This is a genomic window from Hymenobacter radiodurans, assembly GCF_004355185.1.
GTDB classification, from domain to species: Bacteria; Bacteroidota; Bacteroidia; order Cytophagales; family Hymenobacteraceae; genus Hymenobacter; species Hymenobacter radiodurans.
Genome location: NZ_CP037922.1, coordinates 534,715 through 556,358, shown reverse-complemented (window position 1 = coordinate 556,358; position 21,644 = coordinate 534,715). Strand labels below are relative to the sequence as shown.

At 53.3% G+C, this 21,644-nt stretch carries 16 protein-coding genes; 7 read left to right on the top strand and 9 right to left on the bottom strand.

What is annotated here, in order from left to right:
- Window positions 1-62 precede the first annotated feature (62 nt).
- The 6 genes from EPD59_RS03455 to EPD59_RS03430 form a co-directional block, all read right to left on the bottom strand.
- On the bottom strand, window positions 63-656 hold the full coding sequence (locus EPD59_RS03455) for a hypothetical protein (RefSeq protein WP_133271573.1): 594 nt from the start codon (window positions 654-656) through the stop codon (window positions 63-65).
- Window positions 657-945: 289 nt separating this feature from the next.
- Entirely contained in the window at window positions 946-4,050 is a 3,105-nt protein-coding gene (gene infB / locus EPD59_RS03450) for a translation initiation factor IF-2 (RefSeq protein WP_133271572.1), read from the bottom strand.
- A gap of 122 nt (window positions 4,051-4,172) precedes the next feature.
- The gene (nusA, locus tag EPD59_RS03445; RefSeq protein WP_133271571.1) at window positions 4,173-5,456 is read right to left on the bottom strand and encodes a transcription termination factor NusA; all 1,284 of its coding nucleotides are present in this window, start codon (window positions 5,454-5,456) and stop codon (window positions 4,173-4,175) included.
- 170 nt (window positions 5,457-5,626) lie between these two features.
- A complete protein-coding gene (locus EPD59_RS03440; RefSeq protein WP_240731601.1) occupies window positions 5,627-6,100 on the bottom strand; it encodes a ribosome maturation factor RimP in 474 nt (157 codons plus the stop codon).
- A gap of 135 nt (window positions 6,101-6,235) precedes the next feature.
- Entirely contained in the window at window positions 6,236-8,272 is a 2,037-nt protein-coding gene (locus tag EPD59_RS03435; protein WP_133271570.1) for a T9SS type B sorting domain-containing protein, read from the bottom strand.
- A complete protein-coding gene (locus EPD59_RS03430) occupies window positions 8,269-9,699 on the bottom strand; it encodes a DUF7948 domain-containing protein (protein WP_133271569.1) in 1,431 nt (476 codons plus the stop codon). Before EPD59_RS03430 ends, EPD59_RS03435 begins: the two co-directional genes overlap by 4 nt.
- Before the next feature lie 180 nt (window positions 9,700-9,879).
- Between EPD59_RS03430 and EPD59_RS03425 the strand changes: the two genes are divergently transcribed.
- The 3 genes from EPD59_RS03425 to EPD59_RS03415 all read left to right on the top strand — a co-directional run bounded on the left by EPD59_RS03425 (window position 9,880) and on the right by EPD59_RS03415 (window position 13,986).
- Window positions 9,880-10,989, top strand: a complete 1,110-nt coding sequence (locus tag EPD59_RS03425; RefSeq protein ID WP_133271568.1) for an endonuclease/exonuclease/phosphatase family protein — start codon at window positions 9,880-9,882, stop codon at window positions 10,987-10,989.
- 308 nt (window positions 10,990-11,297) lie between these two features.
- Window positions 11,298-12,803, top strand: a complete 1,506-nt coding sequence (cysS, locus tag EPD59_RS03420) for a cysteine--tRNA ligase (protein ID WP_133271567.1) — start codon at window positions 11,298-11,300, stop codon at window positions 12,801-12,803.
- Window positions 12,804-12,966: 163 nt separating this feature from the next.
- Window positions 12,967-13,986: a M28 family peptidase gene (locus EPD59_RS03415; RefSeq protein WP_133271566.1), complete on the top strand. Its 1,020-nt coding sequence runs from the start codon at window positions 12,967-12,969 to the stop codon at window positions 13,984-13,986.
- A gap of 101 nt (window positions 13,987-14,087) precedes the next feature.
- Here EPD59_RS03415 and EPD59_RS03410 read toward each other — a convergent pair whose 3' ends face one another.
- The 3 genes from EPD59_RS03410 to EPD59_RS03400 all read right to left on the bottom strand — a co-directional run bounded on the left by EPD59_RS03410 (window position 14,088) and on the right by EPD59_RS03400 (window position 17,138).
- A complete protein-coding gene (locus EPD59_RS03410) occupies window positions 14,088-14,693 on the bottom strand; it encodes a GrpB family protein (protein WP_133271565.1) in 606 nt (201 codons plus the stop codon).
- Window positions 14,694-14,803: 110 nt separating this feature from the next.
- Window positions 14,804-15,721: a S66 peptidase family protein gene (locus tag EPD59_RS03405; protein ID WP_133271564.1), complete on the bottom strand. Its 918-nt coding sequence runs from the start codon at window positions 15,719-15,721 to the stop codon at window positions 14,804-14,806.
- 448 nt (window positions 15,722-16,169) lie between these two features.
- On the bottom strand, window positions 16,170-17,138 hold the full coding sequence (locus tag EPD59_RS03400; protein ID WP_133271563.1) for a GAF domain-containing DNA-binding protein: 969 nt from the start codon (window positions 17,136-17,138) through the stop codon (window positions 16,170-16,172).
- A gap of 362 nt (window positions 17,139-17,500) precedes the next feature.
- Here EPD59_RS03400 and tatA (EPD59_RS03395) point away from each other — a divergent pair, with 362 nt between their 5' ends.
- From tatA (EPD59_RS03395) to EPD59_RS03380, 4 genes are read left to right on the top strand one after another with little or no spacing between them, the layout of a single operon-like run.
- Complete coding sequence (gene tatA / locus EPD59_RS03395) at window positions 17,501-17,701, top strand: twin-arginine translocase TatA/TatE family subunit (RefSeq protein ID WP_394347215.1); 201 nt, start codon at window positions 17,501-17,503, stop codon at window positions 17,699-17,701.
- 9 nt (window positions 17,702-17,710) lie between these two features.
- Window positions 17,711-18,118 (top strand): twin-arginine translocase TatA/TatE family subunit, encoded by a 408-nt coding sequence (gene tatA, locus EPD59_RS23460; protein WP_133271561.1) that lies wholly within the window; start codon window positions 17,711-17,713, stop codon window positions 18,116-18,118.
- Window positions 18,119-18,131: 13 nt separating this feature from the next.
- Window positions 18,132-19,571 carry an Asp-tRNA(Asn)/Glu-tRNA(Gln) amidotransferase subunit GatA gene (gene gatA, locus EPD59_RS03385; RefSeq protein WP_133271560.1) on the top strand — a complete coding sequence of 480 codons (1,440 nt, stop codon included), beginning with the start codon at window positions 18,132-18,134 and terminating at the stop codon, window positions 19,569-19,571.
- The gene (locus EPD59_RS03380) at window positions 19,571-21,619 is read left to right on the top strand and encodes a LysM peptidoglycan-binding domain-containing protein (RefSeq protein ID WP_133271559.1); all 2,049 of its coding nucleotides are present in this window, start codon (window positions 19,571-19,573) and stop codon (window positions 21,617-21,619) included. Before gatA ends, EPD59_RS03380 begins: the two co-directional genes overlap by 1 nt.
- Window positions 21,620-21,644: the final 25 nt, after the last annotated feature.

The following is a 21,644-nucleotide window of genomic DNA, read 5'->3' as shown; positions in this document are numbered from 1 at the left end:
AATATAAAAAAGCCCCCCAGAGTAAATCTGGGGGGCTTTTTTATCGACTTATTGATATTGACTTACTGAAATCGATAAGTGAGCCCCAGCTTCAGGTAAGACATATCGTAGCCTACTTCTCCAAAAGCCCCAAACCGCTCGGTAAGATAGTAGCGCGCTCCAGCAAATAGTCCATATGCCAAGTGCAAGCCGTCGCCAGTGTACCGGTCACGATCAGGGGAAACCTCGTTTTTATAGAAGTTAGCTCGTACGCCTAAGCTAATCCCGCCATACGTATCAAGTTGAGGGTTGGTGGTGAAATTGTAGTGATAAGTACCACGCCCCATTAAGACGATGTCGGTCCAGGTGGCGTCTGCGTCGGTGTTGGGAAAGTCGTAGCGGTAGCCTTTGTAGCCAATAATGCCCCCCAGACCAATAGTGCCCGGCCCGATGCCCTCTACCACTCCCCGCTCATAAGACAGCGTGATTGCCGGTGAACTCTTTAGGCTACCAAATAAATCATAGCCATTATTCGGACTCAGCAGCCCAAGTCCCAAGTTTACAATAGAATAGCCTTTGCGAAAGGTGGGCGTACTCTCGGGGGTAAATAACTCCGGGAAGCGAGTATCAAGGGGCGGAATTTCGTCATCAGCGGAGGTTTCCGCAGTTGATGGCACTGGCTTTGAAGCCGGTTTATTGGTTGCTGGCTTAGTTGAGGGCCGCCTAGCGGTTTGGGCAAAGGTTAGGGATGTCAAGCTCAGCCAGAGCATAAGGCACAGTAGAAGCGAAAAAGCTCTCATAGAGTAGGAAGGGCAGTTGGCAGAGTGGCGCCAGCCGATAAGTAAAGTAATCTGCCGCAAAGCTACGTGATTCTGCGACGAGCGTTGAGGCTTTTGGCTAAACGCAAAAAGCCCCCAACGGTATGTTGGGGGGCTTTTTGTTGACCTATATTCTGTCCGCTATTTTTTACAGCGTCCGCTTTACTTCTTTTTCCTCAAATCCTTCGATGTTGTCGCCTTCACGCAGATCATTGAAGTTCTTCACCGAAATACCGCACTCATAACCTTGGCGCACTTCCGACACATCGTCTTTGTAACGCTTGAGGTCCTGAATTTCACCTGCATATACCACGATACCGTCGCGTACGACGCGTACTCGGGTTCTGCGAGTGAAGGTACCCTCCGTCACCATACAGCCGGCAATAGAGCCGACTTTGGTAATGTTGAATACCTGACGAACCTCGGCGTTGGCTACCACTATCTCCTGCACCGATGGGGCCAACATGCCTTCCATGGCATCTTTCACCTCATTGATAGCATTGTAGATAATCGAGTAGAGACGGATATCGATCTGCTCTTGCTCGGCCAATTTGCGGGCACTTTGCGAAGGACGAACCTGGAAGCCAATGATGATGGCGTCGGAGGCTGAAGCCAATAGTACATCCGATTCGGAAATGGCTCCCACACCTTTAGCAAGGATATTCACCTTCACCTCAGGAGTAGAGAGCTTCAACAGCGAATCCGACAGTGCTTCTACCGAACCGTCCACGTCACCTTTTACAATTACGTTCAGCTCCTTAAACGAACCGATAGCCAAACGGCGACCAATCTCGTCGAGGGTAATGTGCTTCTTGGTGCGCATGCTCTGCTCACGCGAGAGCTGCTGACGCTGGGTAGCAAGTTCACGAGCTTCGCGCTCGGTCTCCATCACCTGAATCTTATCACCAGCCTGCGGAGCACCGGTCAGACCGAGTACCTGCACCGGCGTGGCCGGACCAGCCGACTTCATTTTCTTACCGCGGTGATCGGTCATAGCCTTTACGCGCCCGTAGTGCGGGCCAGCCAACACAACGTCGCCTACGTGCAGCGTACCAGTTTGCACCAGCACTGTGGTTACGTAGCCACGGCCTTTGTCCAGCATAGCTTCAATCACAGTACCAACTGCATTGCGGTCAGGATTGGCTTTCAGCTCCAATAGTTCGGCTTCCAGCAATACCTTCTCCAGCAAATCTTCTACGCCGAGACCCGACTTAGCTGATACTTCCTGTGACTGGTATTTTCCACCCCACTCTTCCACCAAGATATTCATGGCCGATAGCTCCTCCCGAATTTTCTCGGAGTTAGCGCCTGGCTTGTCAATCTTGTTCATTGCAATAACGATCGGCACCCCAGCAGCTTGCGCGTGGTTGATAGCCTCTCGTGTTTGTGGCATCACGGAATCGTCGGCCGCAATTACGATAATGGCAATGTCCGTGATCTTGGCGCCACGGGCACGCATGGCCGTAAAGGCTTCGTGACCCGGTGTATCCAAGAAGGTAACACGCTTATTAGAGGCAGTCATTACATCATAAGCACCAATGTGCTGAGTAATACCACCTGCTTCGCCTTTGGCTACAGTTGCATTTCGGATATAGTCCAGCAGCGACGTCTTACCGTGGTCAACGTGACCCATGATGGTAACAATCGGCGCACGAGGTACTAAGTCCTCTTCGTTGTCTTCAACGGTAACATCCGTTTCCTCTTCCTCAGCCGACAGGAATTCCACATCATAGCCGAACTCATCAGCAATGACGGTAATGGCTTCCGCGTCGAGACGCTGGTTAATGGAAACGAACATGCCCATGCTCAGGCATACTTTGATTACTTCGTTTACCGACACGTCCATGAGGGACGCAAGGTCATTAGCCGAAATAAACTCGGTTACTTTCAGCGTTTTAGCATCCAGCTCGTTCTGAGCGCGTTGGGCTTCGCGGTCTTCCGCAACCCCTGCACGCTTATCACGGCGATACTTCGCGCGGTTATTCTGGTTGCCACCACGGCCACCGCTGAGCTTCGCCAGCGTAGCCTTGATCTGCTCCTGAATCTGCTTGTCGTTCTGCTCAGGGTTATTAGCAACGGGAGCAGGCCGGGGGGCATTTTGATTTTGTCCTGGCTGACCTGGACGCGGACCGGGACCACCGGGACGAGGACCACCCTGTCCTTGGCCACCAGCTGGGCGCGGCTGGCCTGGCGTATTCGGACGGGTACCTTGGTAACCACCGCCTTGCTGTCCACCTTGACCGCCCTGACCTCCTTGGCCAGGAGTAGCAGGTGAGCCGGGCATAGCAATGCGCTGGCGCTTTTTCTTATTATCTTGATTTATACCACTCTTGCGGACATCTGACGACGCAACAGGACGGGCGCCCCGACCACCACGGCGTGAAGCATCCATAGGCAATTCAATCTTGCCTAGAACTGTCAGACCTTTCAGCTGATCGGCTTTAGCTACGATTGTACTGTCTTCAACAGTGGGTACCACTGGCTCATCTGGAGTAACAGGTACCGGAGTCGCAGCCATTGGTACTGCAGCAACTGGAGCTTCGACTGGCGTAGCTGGTGCTGGAGATGGCGCAGGTTTTACTTCGGCTACAGGAACTGGTTCAGGTGCAGGCGCAACAACTTCTTTTGGTGCCGCAGGTGCGGGCGTTGGTTCTGGCGCTGGAGTTGGAACCGGTGTAGCAACTACAGCCGGGGCCGGCGCAACTACTGCCTCAGCAGGAGCAGGAGTTGGAGGCGTAGGAGCATCGGCTGGCCGCGGAGGCACAGGCCGTCCTTTGGCATCTAGCTCTATTTTTCCTAACACCTTCAAGCCAGGCACCTTTGGGGCGTCGACTAACGGCGCTGGAGCGGGAGTCGCAACCGGAGTCGGGGCAGGCGCGGCTTCTGCAACCACAGGTGCAGGAGCCGGCGCGGTTGGCCGGGTTTCTTCGGCTGGCTTTACAGGTGCCTCGACTGGGGCGGGCGCAGCAGAGGTACCATTGGCCTTAGGAGCCACGGGTTCGGGGCGGGCATGGGCAGAAGCCTCCATCTCGCTCTGGCGCTTGGCCTGGCTGAGCTTGGCCGCTTCGATCTTATCCTGAGCCGACGACTCAAAAGCCTTGTCGAGCAGGGAAACCTGCTCGGCCGTTAGCTTGGTCGTTGGCTTATTCTCGATCTGGTGCCCTTTCCCCGCCAGAAAATCCACGATAGTGGACAATCCAACGTTCAGGTCTTTGGCCGCCTGATTCAGCCGTTTAGTTGCTACTTCCGCCATTCTGTGCTCGCGAACGATACTCGTATTGAGGTGCAAAGGTACTACATTAAATCTTGCCGAACGGCGTTGAATAGCGCCGCTTGGCACAATTCAACGCCCTTGCCGGACCGGCCGCCGCGCACTCATTGCGCGTCGCCGGAATTTGCTTGTTCTTCCTGTTCTTCGTTGTCGTCGAATTCTTGCTTGATGATGCGGAAGAGGTCTTCGACAGTTTCCTCTTCCAGTTCCGTGCGGCGCACGATATCTTCCTTGCTGACGGCTAGTACGGCGCGGCCCGTGTCAAGGCCGATTTTTTTCAATTCAGCCAGTATCCAAGGCTCTACTTCGTCCTGGAACTCGTCGAGGGCGATATCCTCGTCGTAGTCACCGGCTTCGCGGAACACATCAATTTCCATTCCTACCAAACGGCTGGCCAATTTGATGTTGGCACCGCCGCGGCCAATGGCCAAACTCACTTGGTCGGGCTTTAAGAACACGGAAACCCTACCAGTTTGTTCATTGATTTTCATCGAGCCAATCTTAGCAGGCGATAATGCCCGCTGAATATATAGCTCTAAGTTATCTGTGTAGTTGATAACGTCAATATTCTCGTTCTCTAACTCACGCACAACAGCATGAATACGAGCACCTTTCATACCTACGCAAGCACCTACCGGGTCAATACGGTCGTCGTAGCTTTCTACAGCAACTTTCGCCCGCTCACCGGGTTCGCGCACAATATTCTTGATGGTGATTAGACCATCATAAATCTCGGGCACTTCCTGCTCAAACAAACGCTCCAAAAAGGCTGGTGCAGCCCGCGACAAGATGATTTTGGGTGTACCATTAATAATTTCAACGCGGTGCACTACAGCACGTACGTTGTCACCCTTGCGGTAACGGTCTTTCGGGATTTGCTCCGACTTGGGCAGTACCAGTTCGTTTTCTTCTTTATCTAAGATAAGCGCCTCACGGCTCCAAACCTGATATACTTCGCCGGTCACGATTTCGCCTACCTGGTCTTTGTATTGCTGGTAGAGATGGTCGCGCTCTAAATCTTTCACTCGTTGAATCAACGTTTGACGCGCCATGAGCACCGCACGGCGACCAAAGTCCTCGAGCTTTACCTCTTCGGCTACTTGCTCGCCTACTTCAAAGTCGGCTTCGATTTTCTGGGCTTCGGTCAACGGAATTTTATCGAAATCCCAGATATCCTCAGAATTGTCGTCCACGATTTCGCGGTTACGCCAAATTTCCAAGTCACCTTGGTCCACGTTTAAAATTACGTCGAAGTTCTCGTCAGTCGTGTACTTTTTCCGGATCATCGTGCGAAACACGTCCTCCAGAATGCTCATCATTGTGGGACGGTCGATGTTCTTGGAGCGGGCGAACTCGGCGAACGATTCAATTAGCACGTTGCTGTTCATAAATCACAGATTTTGCAGATTTAAAGAGATTGCGCAGATGCGAAAAGCAAGCAGCAGTTACAATTTAAGCAGATATTACCGGTTAAGCAGCAGTTGCTAGGGCTGGAAATTTGCCCCCCAGAAGTTGAATAAAGCCGGGTGAGAGGCTTCATTCAAGAAAACCTGCATTCCTATTTAAATGAAATCACGACCCTAGCCTCCGCGATAGTTGAGAAGGGGATAAATGCGGTGGGCAGCGTCTTCGTTTTACTCTTTTCTTTTATTTCCTCAGCCAGTTGGATGCCTTCTGTCTCAGTCGCTTCGAGAGCACCGATCTTCTCAGTGCCATCCGTGAGTTTTAGCTGCAACTTGCGGCCCACGTGGCGGGTGTACTGGCGAGAATCAGCTAGCGGCTGGTCGGCCCCGGGGGAGGTAACTTCCAGAGTATAACTGGCTTCTTCGCCATATGCCTCGTCGATACGGTGAGCCAAGCGGCGACTTACACGAGCGTATTCTTCAATACCCATACCCTGCTCACTGTCTAGGATAGCCGTAATCTTGGGGCGAACGGCAGAGTCGGACACAGTAAGGCCCACTACGAATAACTCCGGGCCAGATAAGCTTTCCTGGAGCATTTCGAGCAGTTGGGTACGGTCAAAGTGCATAAAGACTGAACTAGGTGACAAAAGAAAGAGGGGACGACTCGTCCCCTCTTTTTAACTTCATTGCTGGTGCAAAGATAGTACAATATTCGGCTGAATGCAAGGCTGCGTCGATGACATGATTTGAGCGGTAGTAGCCTAGCGTTTTATCTCTACCCAGCCTTTCGCTGATTTGCCTTCCGTGTCGCGCAGCAGATAATAGTACACACCATCAGGTAGCTTGTCGCCGCCCCAGTCATTCTGATAATTGTCCGCTTCGTACACTTTGCTACCCCAGCGGGTAAATACCGTCAGGTGGGCGTTCTTGCAGCTAATGCGGGGGGCAAATGTATCGTTTAGGTTGTCGTTGTTGGGCGTAAAAATATTCGGCATTTGCACCTTCCCTACTCGTACGGCCGCAAACTGCGTGACGACAGTGCACCCCGCGTACCGGGCCGTAAGCTGAACGGGGTACGTACCGGGGTTTTCATATACATGGCTAGGCGATTCCTCATTAGAAGTCGTACCGTCGCCGAAATCCCAGCTGAAGCTACCACCGGCCAATATGGGCGAAAATTGCATTGTGAAGGGTGCTAAGCCTGTGTACTCGGGGGCCGCCTGGCACTCAGGCGTATTCAGACTTACGTTGGTGGATGAAGTGGGCGCGATGATTACTTTACGAGTAGAGACGATTTTGCAAACCCCTACAGTTACAGTATAGTCGATGCTAAAAATGCCCCCCAGATTATTAGTGTTAGGTGGGGTGAACATTCCATCGGCCGTCACCCCGGTACCACTCCAGACGCCCCCGGCTGGTGAGGCGCGCAAAAGACGGAACGCCCTTGTCTGATCAGAGCAAAGCGTGGTATCACGGCCAGCAGATACGGTGGGCTGGGCATCCACTACAATGGTGCGGGATAGGGTGCCGCAGCCGAGCGTATCGGCCAGCGTGTAAGTTAGAACATGGGTGCCTACACCGGCCGCGCTTGGGTTGAACGTACTGCCCGTGACGCCGCGCCCGCTGAAGGTGCCACCGGCGGGTGTAGCGGTGAGCGGCACAGCAGTAGTATTGCTACACACGATGGCCGGGGGGGCAAATGTGATAACCGCTTCGGGGGTTACCGTCATGCGCAGCAGCTTAGTGCTTAAGCATACCCCCGTTGTGTTCACGGTATAAGTTAGTGTATTGCGGCCCACTAAGGAAGCACTGGGAGTAAACTGATAGCCTCCGCCAGCAATGGCTGTTACGCCGGGGCCGCTCCAGATGCCACCAGTTGGAGTGCCGCCCAAGCGTTGCGGCCCGGCGTTGTAGCACACCGTACGATTGGGCCCCGGATTTACAACCTGGGCCGCAAAGTCAATTTTGAACGCGGCGTTATTGCAGTTGCCTGCATTATTGGTGGTGCTATAATAATTGGCCCCCGGTGGCACGGGAAAGCCAGAACTGCCTCCGCAGCCCCCGCAGACGGCTTGGTAGATGGCGCCACGCTTATCAAAGCGAGAAGTGCCGCCGTCGACGTGTTCGCCCCGGCCGCCATTCTGACCAAAAAAAGTGGCGTATTCTATGGCCTTCATACCGGGCGTAAACTGGACGATGTAGAAGTCGGAGCCGTCGGTGGTGCGCTGCGAGGCATCGGCGGTAGTAGGCAAGCCTTGCGTATTACCGCCGTTGGAATTAGTACTACCTCCCCAACCACTCACGTAGATACGCTCGCAATCATCAACCAAGAAAGCTGTCAGCGATAAGTCGGGGGCGGCACGACCGCTGCCAAAGGTGGTCGAATACAAACTCGTGGTGAGCGTATTGTCAAGCTTCTGCACAAACTGACGGCCGTTATCGACACCGTACAAACCAGGCGTGCGGGGAAAACTACCCCGCGTCTGACCTAATATATAGATGTTGGCAACAGCGTCTAATTGCAGGAAGTACGTTTGGTCCGTTTCGGGAGTGCCCACGTAGGTAGCGTGCGTTAAAGCCAAGCCATCGCTGCTGATGCGCGCCACAAACCCATCGACACCACCGCGCAGCTGGGGCTGATATCGACCGCTAGTACCCGCTAAGTTTGTACTGGTGGTGCCGCCGCTTACATATACGTTACGGTCGTCGTCTATCTGGATAGAATAGGCGCCATCGGCTCCGGAACCTCCCAAGTAGCTTGCCCAAACCACCGTGCGAAAATCGGCGGACAGCTTCAAGACAACCGCATCAGAATTGCCCCCAAGGGAGCATTGCGAAAACTATTGCGGGCGGGAAAGTTCGTGCTCGTAGTGGTAGAGGCGATGTACACGTTTCCTTCCGTATCGGTAATTACATCACCCCGAAATTCGTCGCCATAGTTTTGGGTCAGTCCTGTATTACCTTGAATAATACCGTCTGTGCCGCTTCCGCCGATAAAAGTGGAAGCTACCAGCGTGCTGCCGGTGCTATTGAGCTTGGCCAAAAATATGTCGGCTCCCGCATCATAATTCATTCCTGGTCCGCCGGCCTGTGGATCAACCCGGGGCCCGCCGTTGAAGGAATCGTCGAACGTGGTACGGGAAACGGGGAAGTTGCTGGAACCCGTGGAGCCCAGAATAATCAGCTCGTTCTGACTGTTCACCACCAGGCTATGCGGAGCGTCAATCAAATTGCCCCCCAGGTACGTGGCATACAAGCGGGCGGCACTGCCGCGCGCACTTGTGTTGTATTTGATAATAGCGACATCAACTCCGCCCCCAAAGCTTTGGCTAAAGGCTCCCGGAGACGCCGGATAGCCCAGCCCGAACACGATACCGCCGGAGTACATGTTGCCTTGCGCGTCATAAGTAGCTGTGTAGCCCCAGTTATCAGCAGTGGAGCCGGTGAAGGAGGAAAAAATGACCGTGGGGTCGATGATGAGAGGTTGGCGGGAGTCATAAGTGCCCAATCGGAAGCTGACTACGTTTTTCTCCAGCACAAAGGCACACGTCACCGGTACCCGCTGCCCATTTATTTCCTGCCAAGCTTTCGGCATTTGCTCCGTAACGATGCCCACACTAGTTTGCACTACTAGCTGACCGTTCTCCAGGCTCAGACGCTCGGCGCCAGTATAGCGCAGGCGAATGTTGGATGGCTTGCCGCCTGGCTGCACGGTAAAATCGTACTCCAAATTGCCCCCCGCATTCTCGTACACTTTGGCGCTGATGCGCGGATACACATTGGCATAGTTAACCTGCCGAAACCCCCGCACCTTGGCGGCCCAATGCTTGGCATCATTACCCAGAAAGTAATTTCGAAACCCTGCCGTTGGCTCATCGGGAGTAAGAACGGTGCCTGAACTGCCGCCTTCAAAGGTGACGCGGTAGGCGTGGGCCCGCAGTTTTTCCGAGACGGGTCCGCTGCCAGAGGTTGTGTGCTCCTGGTGGTGGCGTAAGGCCTGAGGATCAGCGAAGGCGTAGGTGAAACCTGTTTTTTCGAGGAACAGTCGCCCGCCAGGGAGCTCGGCCATATAGTGCGCGCGGGCATCCCACTGACCCCGATTTTCCACAAACTCTAATGATTTGGTAGTTGGGGCCGATGCGGCAGGCTTGGCCTGCACTGGCACTACGACAGAAGCTGCAAGCAGAACGGTAGATAGAAGTAAGCGAACAGTAGAATACAGCATATTGTCAGCTAAATAAGGATAGCGCAAGCTACGATTTATTGAGGCTGGTTCAGCTAGTTCAAGTCTGGTCAGAAGCGGAAATTTGCCCCCCGGTGCGTCGCTTAATATCGGAAGCGTGTCAGCGGCTTTCCCGGTGCATGCGCTACCTTTGGGGGCTCCGTCATTAAGGGTTAACTATTCGTGCGTCGCTCCTTCGCTTTCAAGTGCACTCTGCTGGTATTGCTATGGCTTTTGGTAGCTATTGGGTGCGTGCAGATTCCGGCTCATACGTTCTGGCCAGCGTCGTTTGGAGCTCTTACCTTACCCGTGGCGCTGGCGCTAAATCTGCTTGCTGTCGTTTACTGGTTTCTGCGCGACTGGCGCGTGGCGGCGCTGCCCCTGCTGGCCGCCTTGCTAACCTGGCCGCATTTTCAACGAGGCATGGCGCTGCATCCGCTGCATACGGCCCAAGCACCTACCGGCAAAGCTGATCGGCAGTTGCGGCTGCTGAGTGCTAACGTGCGCATCTTCAACGTATACCCGCAGCTCCGCGACCCTGATCTGGCCTCTTCTAAAAAGATGATTCAGTGGCTGGCCGATAACTCCGCCGATGTGCTGTGTCTGCAGGAGTTTTACAACGAGCCCCGCGGTTCGCGGGAGGACGGCCAGGTATTCCGTTCGGTAGATAAAATTGGGCAGCAAGCCGGCCGGGGGGCTTTTGTATCCAAAACATTGACCAATAGCATTGGGGCGGAGTTTGGTCTGGCCATCTTTTCGCGCTTTCCGATTGTAAAGCGAGGCACCATTTCCTTCGGCAAGCTCACGCAGAATCACGCCATGTTTGCCGACGTCCGGCTGCCCGCTGGCGACACGATTCGGGTGTACAACTTTCATCTCCAGAGCATGAGCATGGAGGAAAAAGCCATTGTCGATAGCTATTCGAGCCGAGAAGGCCTGAAGCGGGAAGGCCGCGGACTGCTGCGCCGCTACAAGCGTGGTCTCATTGCGCGCAGTGTGCAGATCGATACACTCATGCGACGTTTTGAACGGTGCCGCTACCCTATTCTGCTCTGCGCCGACTTGAACGATCTTCCATACAGTTACACCTACGATCAACTCGCCGACCATTTTCAAAACGCTTGGACTACCGTCGGTACGGGCGTGGGCTCTACTTATAATGGCCGCCTGCCCTTCGTGCGCATCGACCACCAGTTTGCTGGCCCGCGCTGGCTAGTAGAAGAATTTCAGGTGCATTACGAAATTCCATACTCCGACCACTTTCCTACCTCGGGCACATACCGGCTGAAGTAAAGCGACCGATGGCTCGGAGAAGATTGTTTTGCGTCCAGGCAGAATGGTCTTTATGATGTCTATAATGGTGTGGGGGGCTTTTTTTAGGCTTAACAAGAACCAATCACAGGCCATTATTTTATTACTATCTGCTTCAGGTTTAAACTACCTATTGAACTTTATATACTAGCTGGAAGAATTTTGTACCAATAAAGTAGTCTCTAAGGCTAGAAATGCAGCTTTTGTTTCTGGTTGATCGATAACCATTAAACCACGTACCAGTTGCTATCCCTTAAGCTTACCACGCTGTAAGTACTTACTTTTACCGCATGCACCACCCGCTTTCCCTCTACAACACCCTCAGCCGCCGCAAAGAGGCATTCGAACCTGTACGGTCGCCTTTCGTTGGCGTGTACTTATGCGGTCCTACCGTATATAGTGAGGCCCATTTGGGCAACGCCCGCGGCCCCGTAGTTTTTGATGTGCTCACGCGTTACCTCCGCCACCTTGGCTACACTGTGCGCTACGTGCGCAACATCACCGATGTAGGCCACCTCGAAAGTGACGCCGATGAGGGCGAGGACAAGATGGAAAAGGCCGCCCGCGCTCAGCGGCAAGAGCCCATGCAGATTGCCCAGCACTTCGTGAATCTCTACCGCCAAAATATGCTAGCGCTGGGTTGCTTACCACCCGATATTGAGCCCCAAGCCAGCGGCCACATCACGGAGCAGATCAGCATGGTAGAGGAAATTATTGCCAATGGTTTCGCCTATGAAGTGAACGGCAGTGTGTACTTCGATGTGCCCCGCTATAATGCTGAGCAGGACCGCTACGGCAAGCTCTCCAATCGTAGCATCGACGACCAGCTGGCCGGTACCCGCGACACGCTGGCCGGGCAGGACGAGAAGCGGAGCCCTCTAGATTTTGCGCTCTGGAAAAAAGCGTCGCCTGAGCACATTATGCGCTGGCCTTCACCCTGGGGCGAAGGATTTCCCGGCTGGCACCTCGAATGCTCGGCGATGAGCCGCAAGTACCTCGGCCAGCTTTCTGACATTCACGGTGGCGGTCTGGATCTGATGTTCCCGCACCACGAGTGCGAGATAGCGCAGAGCCAGGGCAGCCACACGCACACCGACGAGTCGCGCTTTTGGGTACATCACAATCTGATAACCGTGAACGGTACCAAGATGAGCAAAAGCCTAGGCAACTTCGTGCTGCTCGGCAGCATGTTCAAGGGGCCCACGGCTACGCTTACGCAGGCCTACTCGCCTATGGTGGTTCGCTTCTTCCTGTTGCAGGCACACTACCGTAGCCCCGTCGATGTATCGGACGAGGCAATGCAGGCGGCTCGCAAAGGCTACCGCAAGCTCATGAATGGGCTGCGCCTTCTGGAAAAGCTGAACCTGCCCGAAGGAACGGAGCGCCAACAAGACACCGAGAAAGCCGACGCCGAACTGCGTAAGCTCGTCGCCGATTGCTTCGTGGGGCTCAATGATGATTTGAATACGGCGCGCGCTATCGCCAGCTTGTTCAATCTGCTGCGCAAGCTCAATGGGTTCTTTGCTAATCTGCCAACATTAGCTACGGTAAGCGAAGCGGCGCTGGAAGAAGCAACTACTGCTTACCGCACTTTGGTAAGCGAGATTTTGGGCCTGCAGGATGAGCCGCGCGCCAATGCCGAACAGCTTCTAAACTTGACTCTGGATTTTTACCAAGAAGCCAAAGCCACCAAAGCCTACGATAAGATAGACCAGATTCGGGCGGCACTTAAGCAGCAAGGCATTGTCATTAAAGACATGAAAACTGGTGTCGACTGGGCCTACAGCGAAGACTAACGGTATACCTGATGCTGCTACTGGAAACGTTGGAAGGCAATAAAAAGCCCCCAACGTTTCTTTAATTATTATTTACCAGTAAACAGAGGTCAGCGCTGCCTACTGTCTGCCTCTCGACTAATAGACTGCGCGCCAAGCTAATCTTGCTGATATTGTGCCCCTTATGAAGCTCTTTCGCCTTGCTCCTGTTGCTGTAGTTGCGCTGTTGGTGCTCACCGGCTGCCCCGACAGAACCCGACAGGAAACTGCCACCACTCCAGAAGAGCCCGCTATGCGCGCCGCCCCCGCCTTCAATGCCGATTCGGCTTTTGCTTTTACGGCCAAGCAGGTAGCTTTTGGCCCCCGAGTACCCAATTCGCCAGCCCACGTGGCTTGTGGCGATTGGTTGGTGGCGGAGTTCAAGCAAATGGGGTTGACAGTACGTGAGCAGCCATTTGAGGCAATGGCCTGGGATGGCACCATGTTGCGCGCCCGCAATATCGTTGCCCAATTTGCCCCCCAGGCTGCCCGCCGCGTCGCAGTTTTCGCCCACTGGGATACGCGCCCCTTTGCTGATAAAGACAAAAAAAATCCGAATGCCCCGCTGGATGGAGCCAGTGACGGAGCCAGCGGCGTGGCGGTAGCCCTGGAAATGGCCCGCGTGCTGAGTCAGCAGTCAGATAGCACGGCTCCGGCTGTCGGAGTCGATTTTATTCTCTTCGATGCTGAGGACTATGGCTACGACACCGCTACGCAGAGTAAGCTCCAGAACAAGCTGGCCGCTCAAGGCACCGATACGTGGTGCTTAGGCTCGCAGTATTGGTCAAAAAACCTATTGCCAACTGGCTACAAGCCAAATTATGGCGTTCTGCTGGATATGGTAGGGGCTCAAAACGCCAAGTTTAGTCGTGAACAACTCTCCCGTGAGGCAGCCCGCGACGTGGTAGATAAGGTATGGAATACAGCCGCTCGCCTCGGCTACTCCGATTTTTTCCTTTTTCAGGATAGCCCCGGTATCACCGACGACCATGTGTACACCAATCAGGCGGGCGTACGCACCATCGATATTATCGACCATTTGCCCATTGGCGACGATTATTTCCCGGCCTACCATCACACCACGCAGGATAACATGAGCATCATCGACCGGCGGACGCTTAAGGCCGTAGGACAAACAGTGTTGCAGACGATATACGCTGAATAGCGGTCGTAGAAAGCTAAAAAAGAAAAAGCCCCACTTACAGATGGGGCTTTTTACATACTGTCAATCAATATGCTGCAGATCAACTATTTGTAGTTGGCCACCTAGTTGTCTTCGTCCGCAGGCTTCCACCGGACGTTTTCAGCCCATAATTCGGCCGCATAGTAGAGGAGATGGAAAACCGGCTCTTTCAAGAACAGGTATCCCTCGATACTATGAGGAAATAACGCTGCCGCCCGAAGTTTAAATTCACCGTATTCGTCCCGAGCTGAGGATTGGGCCCGCAGATAGTCACGAAAGAGAAGCGCGTAGCGCGCGTTAAACCGTCCCGCCTCCCGAATATGCAGGTGCATGCGCCGCTCACCCAAAGGTTCGCGCATATAGAATTTGTGGAGTTCGGGGGAATGTGCCGGCAATCCATGAAACATGTCATAAATCAGGCTCTCCCCTTTCTGAAACCCCACAGCGCGAAGTTGTTGTGTAAGGCTGACCGCATCTGCTATGCTAGATACCTGGAGTTGCACATCGAGCACATCTTTGGCGCATAGGCCAGGCACAGCGGTAGAACCAATATGATTAATCTTCACTAGGCCCGGCCCTACCGCGGTACGGAGACGTTGGGCTAGCGCAGCAAACTCATGCGCCCATCCCGCTTGAAAAGGCTGCAGTACTACCGGCCGCGAGGGAGCAAAGTTTAGAAAACGATGCATGGGTTTTATTGCAATTGCAGGTACAATAACGCAGCCTAATGAACAGCTAGGCGACTGCTTTAGCTACAGCCGAGTGGCACTGAAGCTAAGGTATTTGCGCCTCTAACTACTTATAACTGCGGCATATATACATAGTTTAAGCGCACGCCGGCCGCATCTACTACCATGTGCGAGTTGCGGCCACAAATCAAGGCCATGTTCAGGGGCTCATGACCTACCGGAAAACCATAAGCGACCGGAAAATCATACTTAGCCGCATAGGTTTGGATGATTTCGTAGGGTGTTTGGCCAAAGGGAATAATGTTGTCGTTTGAATCGGTGAAATGCCCTACGAGCAAGCCTGCTAAGCCAGCCAATTTGCCGGTCCGGTCGAGGTGCACCATCATACGGTCGATGTTATACAGATACTCATCGATGTCTTCAATAAACAGAATCCGGCCGGCCAACGAGCAGTCGGAAGCAGTGCCAGTGATGGTTTGGAGCAAGCTCAGATTGCCGCCAATCAACTCGCCCCTAGCACTGCCTAAACGATTAAAAGGATGTTGGGGGGCAAAATAGCTAATGGGCTCACCAAATAAGGCGCGCCGCAGACTTTCCAGTGCCTCTTCGCCACCGGCCTGATCAAAGAGCAACGGCATTACGCCGTGAATACTCTCGTGGCCCAGCGCCAGCAAGTGGCAGTTCAGTGTTGTGATGTCGCTGAAGCCCGCAATCCATTTGGGGTTATCCGTGAAGCGCGAAAAATCGAGTTGATCGATGATGCGCGTAGTACCGTAGCCACCACGGGCGCATAAAATGGCACGAATGCTTGGGTCGTCGAGTTGCTGCTGCATATCCTGGCGACGTACTTCGTCGGAGCCGGCAAACTGATGGTGCTGCGCAGTTACGCTAGCTCCTAGTATCACTTCCAGCCCCCACGCAGTCAGAATGGCGATAGCTGCTTCCAACTCCTGATGGGTAACTTTACGGGCAGGGCACACAATAGCGACGCGGTCGCCGGGACGCAGGGCAGGTGATGTAGTAGGCATAGCTGGGGGCAAATTTGACCGGTCGCAAACCTACGGACAATCCCGCGTTTACCAGAATCAGCTTTACCTATTCCTTCTAATGCATTGACTACTGCTTATACTAGCCGCGTTTTGGATTTAGGAAAGAAACACCCATGGTATTACTTAGAAGCCAAGCCCACCTCTAATTCAGCAACTAACCAGGCATAAAAAAACACCGTGCAGTGCACGGTGCCTTTCTGAGCTATGAAAACAAACTTAGCTATCGAAAAATCGGACCTTAATAGTAAGTCAAGAAATCTCTTCCAGCCCTATATTCAAGTCAAACACTCCGATAACAAGGCGAAAGGTAAGCCCTTTTCAATTGTATAAAAATTCTATTCGCCGAACCTCCCTATTTGCTCGGTGAATATTATGTTTTAAGGTATAACTGTTAGGCAAGCAGCAGGTATACTCTTCTATTTTCAGGCTACACCAGATTAAGCCGGCTCATCAGAATTGGCTTATAAGAGTTGCCGATGGGAATTGCCAAGGTATTGCTTCCGCTATCAGAGTGCCAGTTGCGGGCGCCAGCAATGAGGGCAGAATCAGCTTCAATAGCCACAATGCAGTCAAGGCGAACAATATATTTGCGATGTACGCGCACGAAATCGCGGGACGGCAGCTTTGCTTCCAGCTCCTTCATCGTGCTGTATACGGTATAGCGCTCCTTGGCCACATAGATATTTACGTAGTCGCCAAGGGCTTCTACATAGCGGATATCGGCTGTTTCTACCCGCAGGAGCTTATTATCCTGCTTAATAAAAATCTCGGCCTTGCTACCCATATACAAGGACTCCGCTGCATCGTTGGCCATGCGCAGAAGGCCATCCAGTTTGCGTTGCTCCTGCTCTAGCTGCTGGCGCGCCCGACGCAGTTCTAGGTGCGATACGACTTCACGGGCCACAATGCGCAAGGCATTGCGCTGGGCATCGGTGAGGCGATGGGGTACGGTATCGAGGGCGCAAATAGTACCTAGGGGAACCCCTTCGGGCGTAATTAGCGGAGCACCCGCGTAGAAACGAATACTGGGAGAAGCCGTTACCAGAGGATTATCGCAGAACATAGGGTCCTTAGTGGTATCCTCAATTTCAAATACGTCTTCTCCCAATATCGTGTGCTGACAAAACGCTATTTCCCGCTTTGTGCTTTCACTTTCACTCCAACCCACTCGAGCCTTAAACCACTGACGATCAGCATCTATTAGTGAGACTAATGAAATAGGTGTTCCGCAGATGAAGCCCGCCAATTGAGCCAGATCATCGAAGACCTGTTCGGGGGGCGTATCCAGAATCTGATAATTGCGCAGTACTTCCAGCCGCACGGCCTCACTTTCTTTACCCAAGGCGGCAAAGGGAAGAGAAGAAGCTCTGATGGGTGAGGCTGGCTTAGCAGACATACAGAATGGGCATAGGGAAAAATGACACTACTACTCTGATTTCAAAGGCGTTTAGCTATTACAAAGTAATCATAGTTAGGCTATGAAACTTAGATTTGAACCGATGAAATCAGACTTTTGCACGTTAAACAATTTTAATGCTTACGGCAGTTAACGTTTTACTACGGCAGAAACACAGGTATTGGATTTAGGTTTACTAAAAAAGCCCCCCACCTCGCACTCAGCTAAAGCGCCTATCGGCTGCGATTTTTAAAATTAACCGGTACCTTTACCAATCCTGTCGCATATCGACTTGCGTATACTTGGTTTGTTCCTTCAAACGGCCTGAGCGCCTCTCCATTATGACATTTGGTTCACTTTTTTTGATTGGCAACTTCGGTACGACCGAGATATTGCTGATTTTATTCGCTATCATTTTACTCTTTGGTGCCCGCAAGATTCCGGAGTTGGCCAAAGGTCTAGGCAAAGGTATCCGCGAGTTTAAGGATGCCACAAAAGAAGATAAGCCTGAGTTTCGGGACCGGCCGGTGAATCCGAATGATCCTACCAACCCACGACTATAAGCTGTAGCCATGAGTACTCCTCTTTTCCTCTTCTTAGGCGACCTCGGCGGCGGCGAGATCATGCTGATCCTGGTTGTTATCCTGATCTTCTTCGGAGCGAATAAGATTCCGGAGCTGGCGCGTGGCCTGGGCAAAGGCATTCGTGAGTTTAAGGACGCGTCTAGCGAAATCCGCAGCGAGATTGAAAATGCGGGTCTGCCAAAGCAGAATCAACCACAGCCATATCAGCAGTCTACAGCCTATACTGCTCCTAGCTACGACGTAGCACCTCAACAGCCTACTACTGAGCACCCTACGATTACGTCAATGTCATCGACGGAGCCTGTTTCCGAAACCAGTGTAGCACCGCCTATGGACGGCGGAATTGCCCCCCAGCCTGCTCCCGAGCGGCCTCGCCTCGACCAGTCAACCAATTGATTGCCCGTATCCCTTGAGACGTTTTCATTCACTTACCGAAGTTCGCGACGAGCTGACGGCAGGCACTACCACCTGTCGTCAGCTCGTGGAGTATTATCTGGATAACATTCAGAAAGAAAGCCACTTGAATGCTTTCTTAGAAGTGTTCACGGATGAGGCGCTGGCTCAGGCCGACGCTGTAGATGCCAAGCTGGCCGCCGGTACTGCCGGAAAACTGGCGGGTATGGTTATCGGCTTGAAAGACGTGCTGGCCTACAAAGACCACGCGCTTCAATCTAGCAGCCATATCCTCGACGGATTCAAGTCGCTTTACACGGGTACGGCCGTGCAGCGGCTGCTAGACGCAGATGCCATCATTATTGGTCGGCAAAACTGCGATGAGTTTGCCATGGGCGCCTCCAACGAGTCATCTTATTTCGGCCCCGCTCGCAACGCTATTGATCCGGATCGGGTGCCTGGCGGCTCTTCTGGTGGCTCCGCCGTGGCTGTGCAAGCCGATATGTGCTTAGCTTCCATTGGTTCCGATACTGGTGGCTCCGTACGGCAGCCCGCTGCTTTCTGCGGAATAGTAGGGTTTAAACCCACTTACTCTCGCATTTCCCGCTACGGGCTAGTTGCTTACGCATCTTCATTTGATCAAATTGGCACGCTAACGCACTCCGTCGACGACGCGGCTTTGCTGCTGGAAGTAATGGCAGGCCCCGATAACTTCGATAGCACCGTCAGTCAGAAGCCTGTACCAGTGTACAGTGAATTGCTGGAAGCGGCCCCTCACGTACGTATTGGCTACATTCGTGATTGCTTGGAAAGCCCTGGATTAAATCCAGAGATAAAGGCGGCTACGGAAGCTGCTTTAGATGTATTGCGTGGCCAAGGACATGTAGTGGAAGCGGTAGACTTTCCTTACCTCGACTATATCGTTCCGTCTTACTACATCCTAACTACTGCCGAAGCCAGCTCCAACCTGAGCCGCTACGATGGTGTAAAATTTGGATATCGGGCTTCTGATGCAACGGATTTGGAGTCGTTGTATAAAAAAACCAGGTCGCAAGGCTTTGGCCCTGAGGTACAACGCCGTATCTTGCTGGGCACCTTCGTATTATCGGCTGATTATTATGATGCCTATTATACGAAAGCGCAACGGGTTCGACGTTTGATCAAAGAGAAAACGGACGAACTGTTACGCCAGTATGATTTTCTGGTGCTTCCGACTACGCCGACCACGGCGTTCCGGATTGGGGAGAACGAGCAGGATACGCTAGCTATGTACCTAGCTGACATTTTCACGGTACAGGCTTCGCTGGCCGGCGTGCCAGCCGTATCGGTACCAGCCGGACACGACGCGGCGGGGTTGCCCATTGGGCTGCAAATTCTGAGCGGAGCTTTCCGCGAGGAACATCTACTGGCCTTCGCCAAATCTGTAACGGAATCGCTTACGCCTGTTTTGCCCTGATGAAAAAATCGTTGCTGCGCACTACCGTTCTATTTCTGCTGACCCTAGCTGTTGCCCGCCCAGCGGCGGCCCAAAAGCTCGCTAATCCGAAACCGGACGTTCAGCGCACCAATGATGATACGACTCGCGTGTCTATTGAGCTGCTGCCCGACACGCTAGTGCTCATCGAACCCATATTACCCGATACAGCTCGGCTTCGCTGGCTACAAAAGCCCCCCGCTGTTCGTGACCTCGTTGCGGACCGTATTGCCTGTCTGGAAACTGACGTGCCGCATACGTTCAACAACTCAGTCATGAGTTTTGTAGACTATTTTACGGTGCGCAACCGGACGTATACCCAGCGCATTCTGGAGCGTCAGAACCTGTATTTCCCACTGTTTGAGAAGTATCTAGCGAAGTACAACCTGCCGCAGGATCTGAAATATCTGGCCGTGGTAGAGTCAGCGTTGCTGCCGCAAGCTAAGTCGCGGGTAGGAGCTCTAGGTTTGTGGCAATTCATGGGTCCTACGGCCAGCGACCTTCGGCTTGCCCGCAATGAGTACGTGGATGAGCGCATGGACCCCGAAAAATCGACGGAAGCGGCCTGCAAATACCTGCGCGACTTATACCGTATGTTTGGCGACTGGGAGCTTGTATTAGCCGCCTACAATTATGGCTCTGGCAACATCCGCCGGGCTATTGCTAAGTCGGGGGGCAAGCGCGATTTCTGGGCTATCTACTCGTATCTGCCTAAAGAGACCCGCAACTACGTACCGACGTTTACGGCTACCTTCTATACCCTGCAATACGCACGGGAGCATAGGTTGCACTCGGACTCATTGCGGTATCAGTATCCTGAGCCAATGGATACGTTGCTCATTTCTGGCCGTTCGCTGGATTTGCGCAAGTTTTCGGCTCAGTTCGGGCTTGATTCGGCAGCTGTTTCGCGCTACAACCCTGAGTTACGCAAACCCTACATCCCCGAAACGCTTCGCAACTATTCCCTAAAAGTACCCGTGCGGGTGCGGCAGGAATTGGCTGCGCAGGACCGAAACCTATTCCTGGATTTTTGCAAAGTATCGGTACCTCCCCCCTCCCCCCTGGCGCCCCGCTTGCCTGACTTCCAGGGATTTGGATTCAGCTCTACTGCTGTAGCAGCAATCAACAAACCGGCACCAGCCGAGCCAAGTCACCGCAAAGTGCGTCATACGGTAAAGCGCGGCGAGACGGTACGAGCCATAGCAGCCCGTTATGATGTGACGACTGCTCAACTAGCTCGCTGGAACAGCTTACAGCGGGGTAAAGCGCTGGTGCCAAAGCAACAATTAGTTGTTCTTGTACCAACTGCCGAAAAGGGCGCGCCAAGCAAAAAGATGGTAGCAGCTAATCGGTTGATGTTGCCCGAAAAGCTGCCGTTAATAGGTGTAAAAACGCCCCCCACAGTAGCTAAAACCGCGTCAGCGAAGCCTGCTCAAGCTTCAATAGCTGAAGCAGTTGAGGAAGAAGAGGAACCAGCTATTATAGCTATAGTGGAGCAGAATGTAGCTACTCCCACCAGCAAGGCTGTTGCGTTGAAGCCGGTAGCGACTACAGCTAAAGTTGATTCGGGTGTAGTAGCCAGCGGCACCACATTTGCTGCCACTACCGAAGCAGCGCAGGATAGCCTGCCCACCGAGTACATCGTGCGCAAAGGTGACTTTCTGGAGAAGCTGGCTCGTACCAAAGGAGTAAGCGTGGCGCAGCTCATGGCTTGGAATCAATTGAAGTCAGTAGGCTTATCACCGGGCCAGAAGTTGGTTTTCTATATGCCAGCCAACACGGAAGCCCTAGCCCAAAAAGCCCCCCAGCCCGCCGATGAGAAAGCTCCGCGCGTCGCTTCAGCTAAGCCCAGCCCCAAAGCGTCGCCCACGCGCGCCGCCATCAAGAAGGTGCACCTGGTGCAGCCCGGCGATACGCTCTACAACATCTCGCGTCGTTACGAAGGCGTAACGGTAGACCAGTTGCGTAAGCTCAACAACCTGAAGTCAGACGCGGTGAAGCCCGGCCAACAACTGATTGTAGCCCGGTAAGCGCCTATTATACTATTCAAAAAAG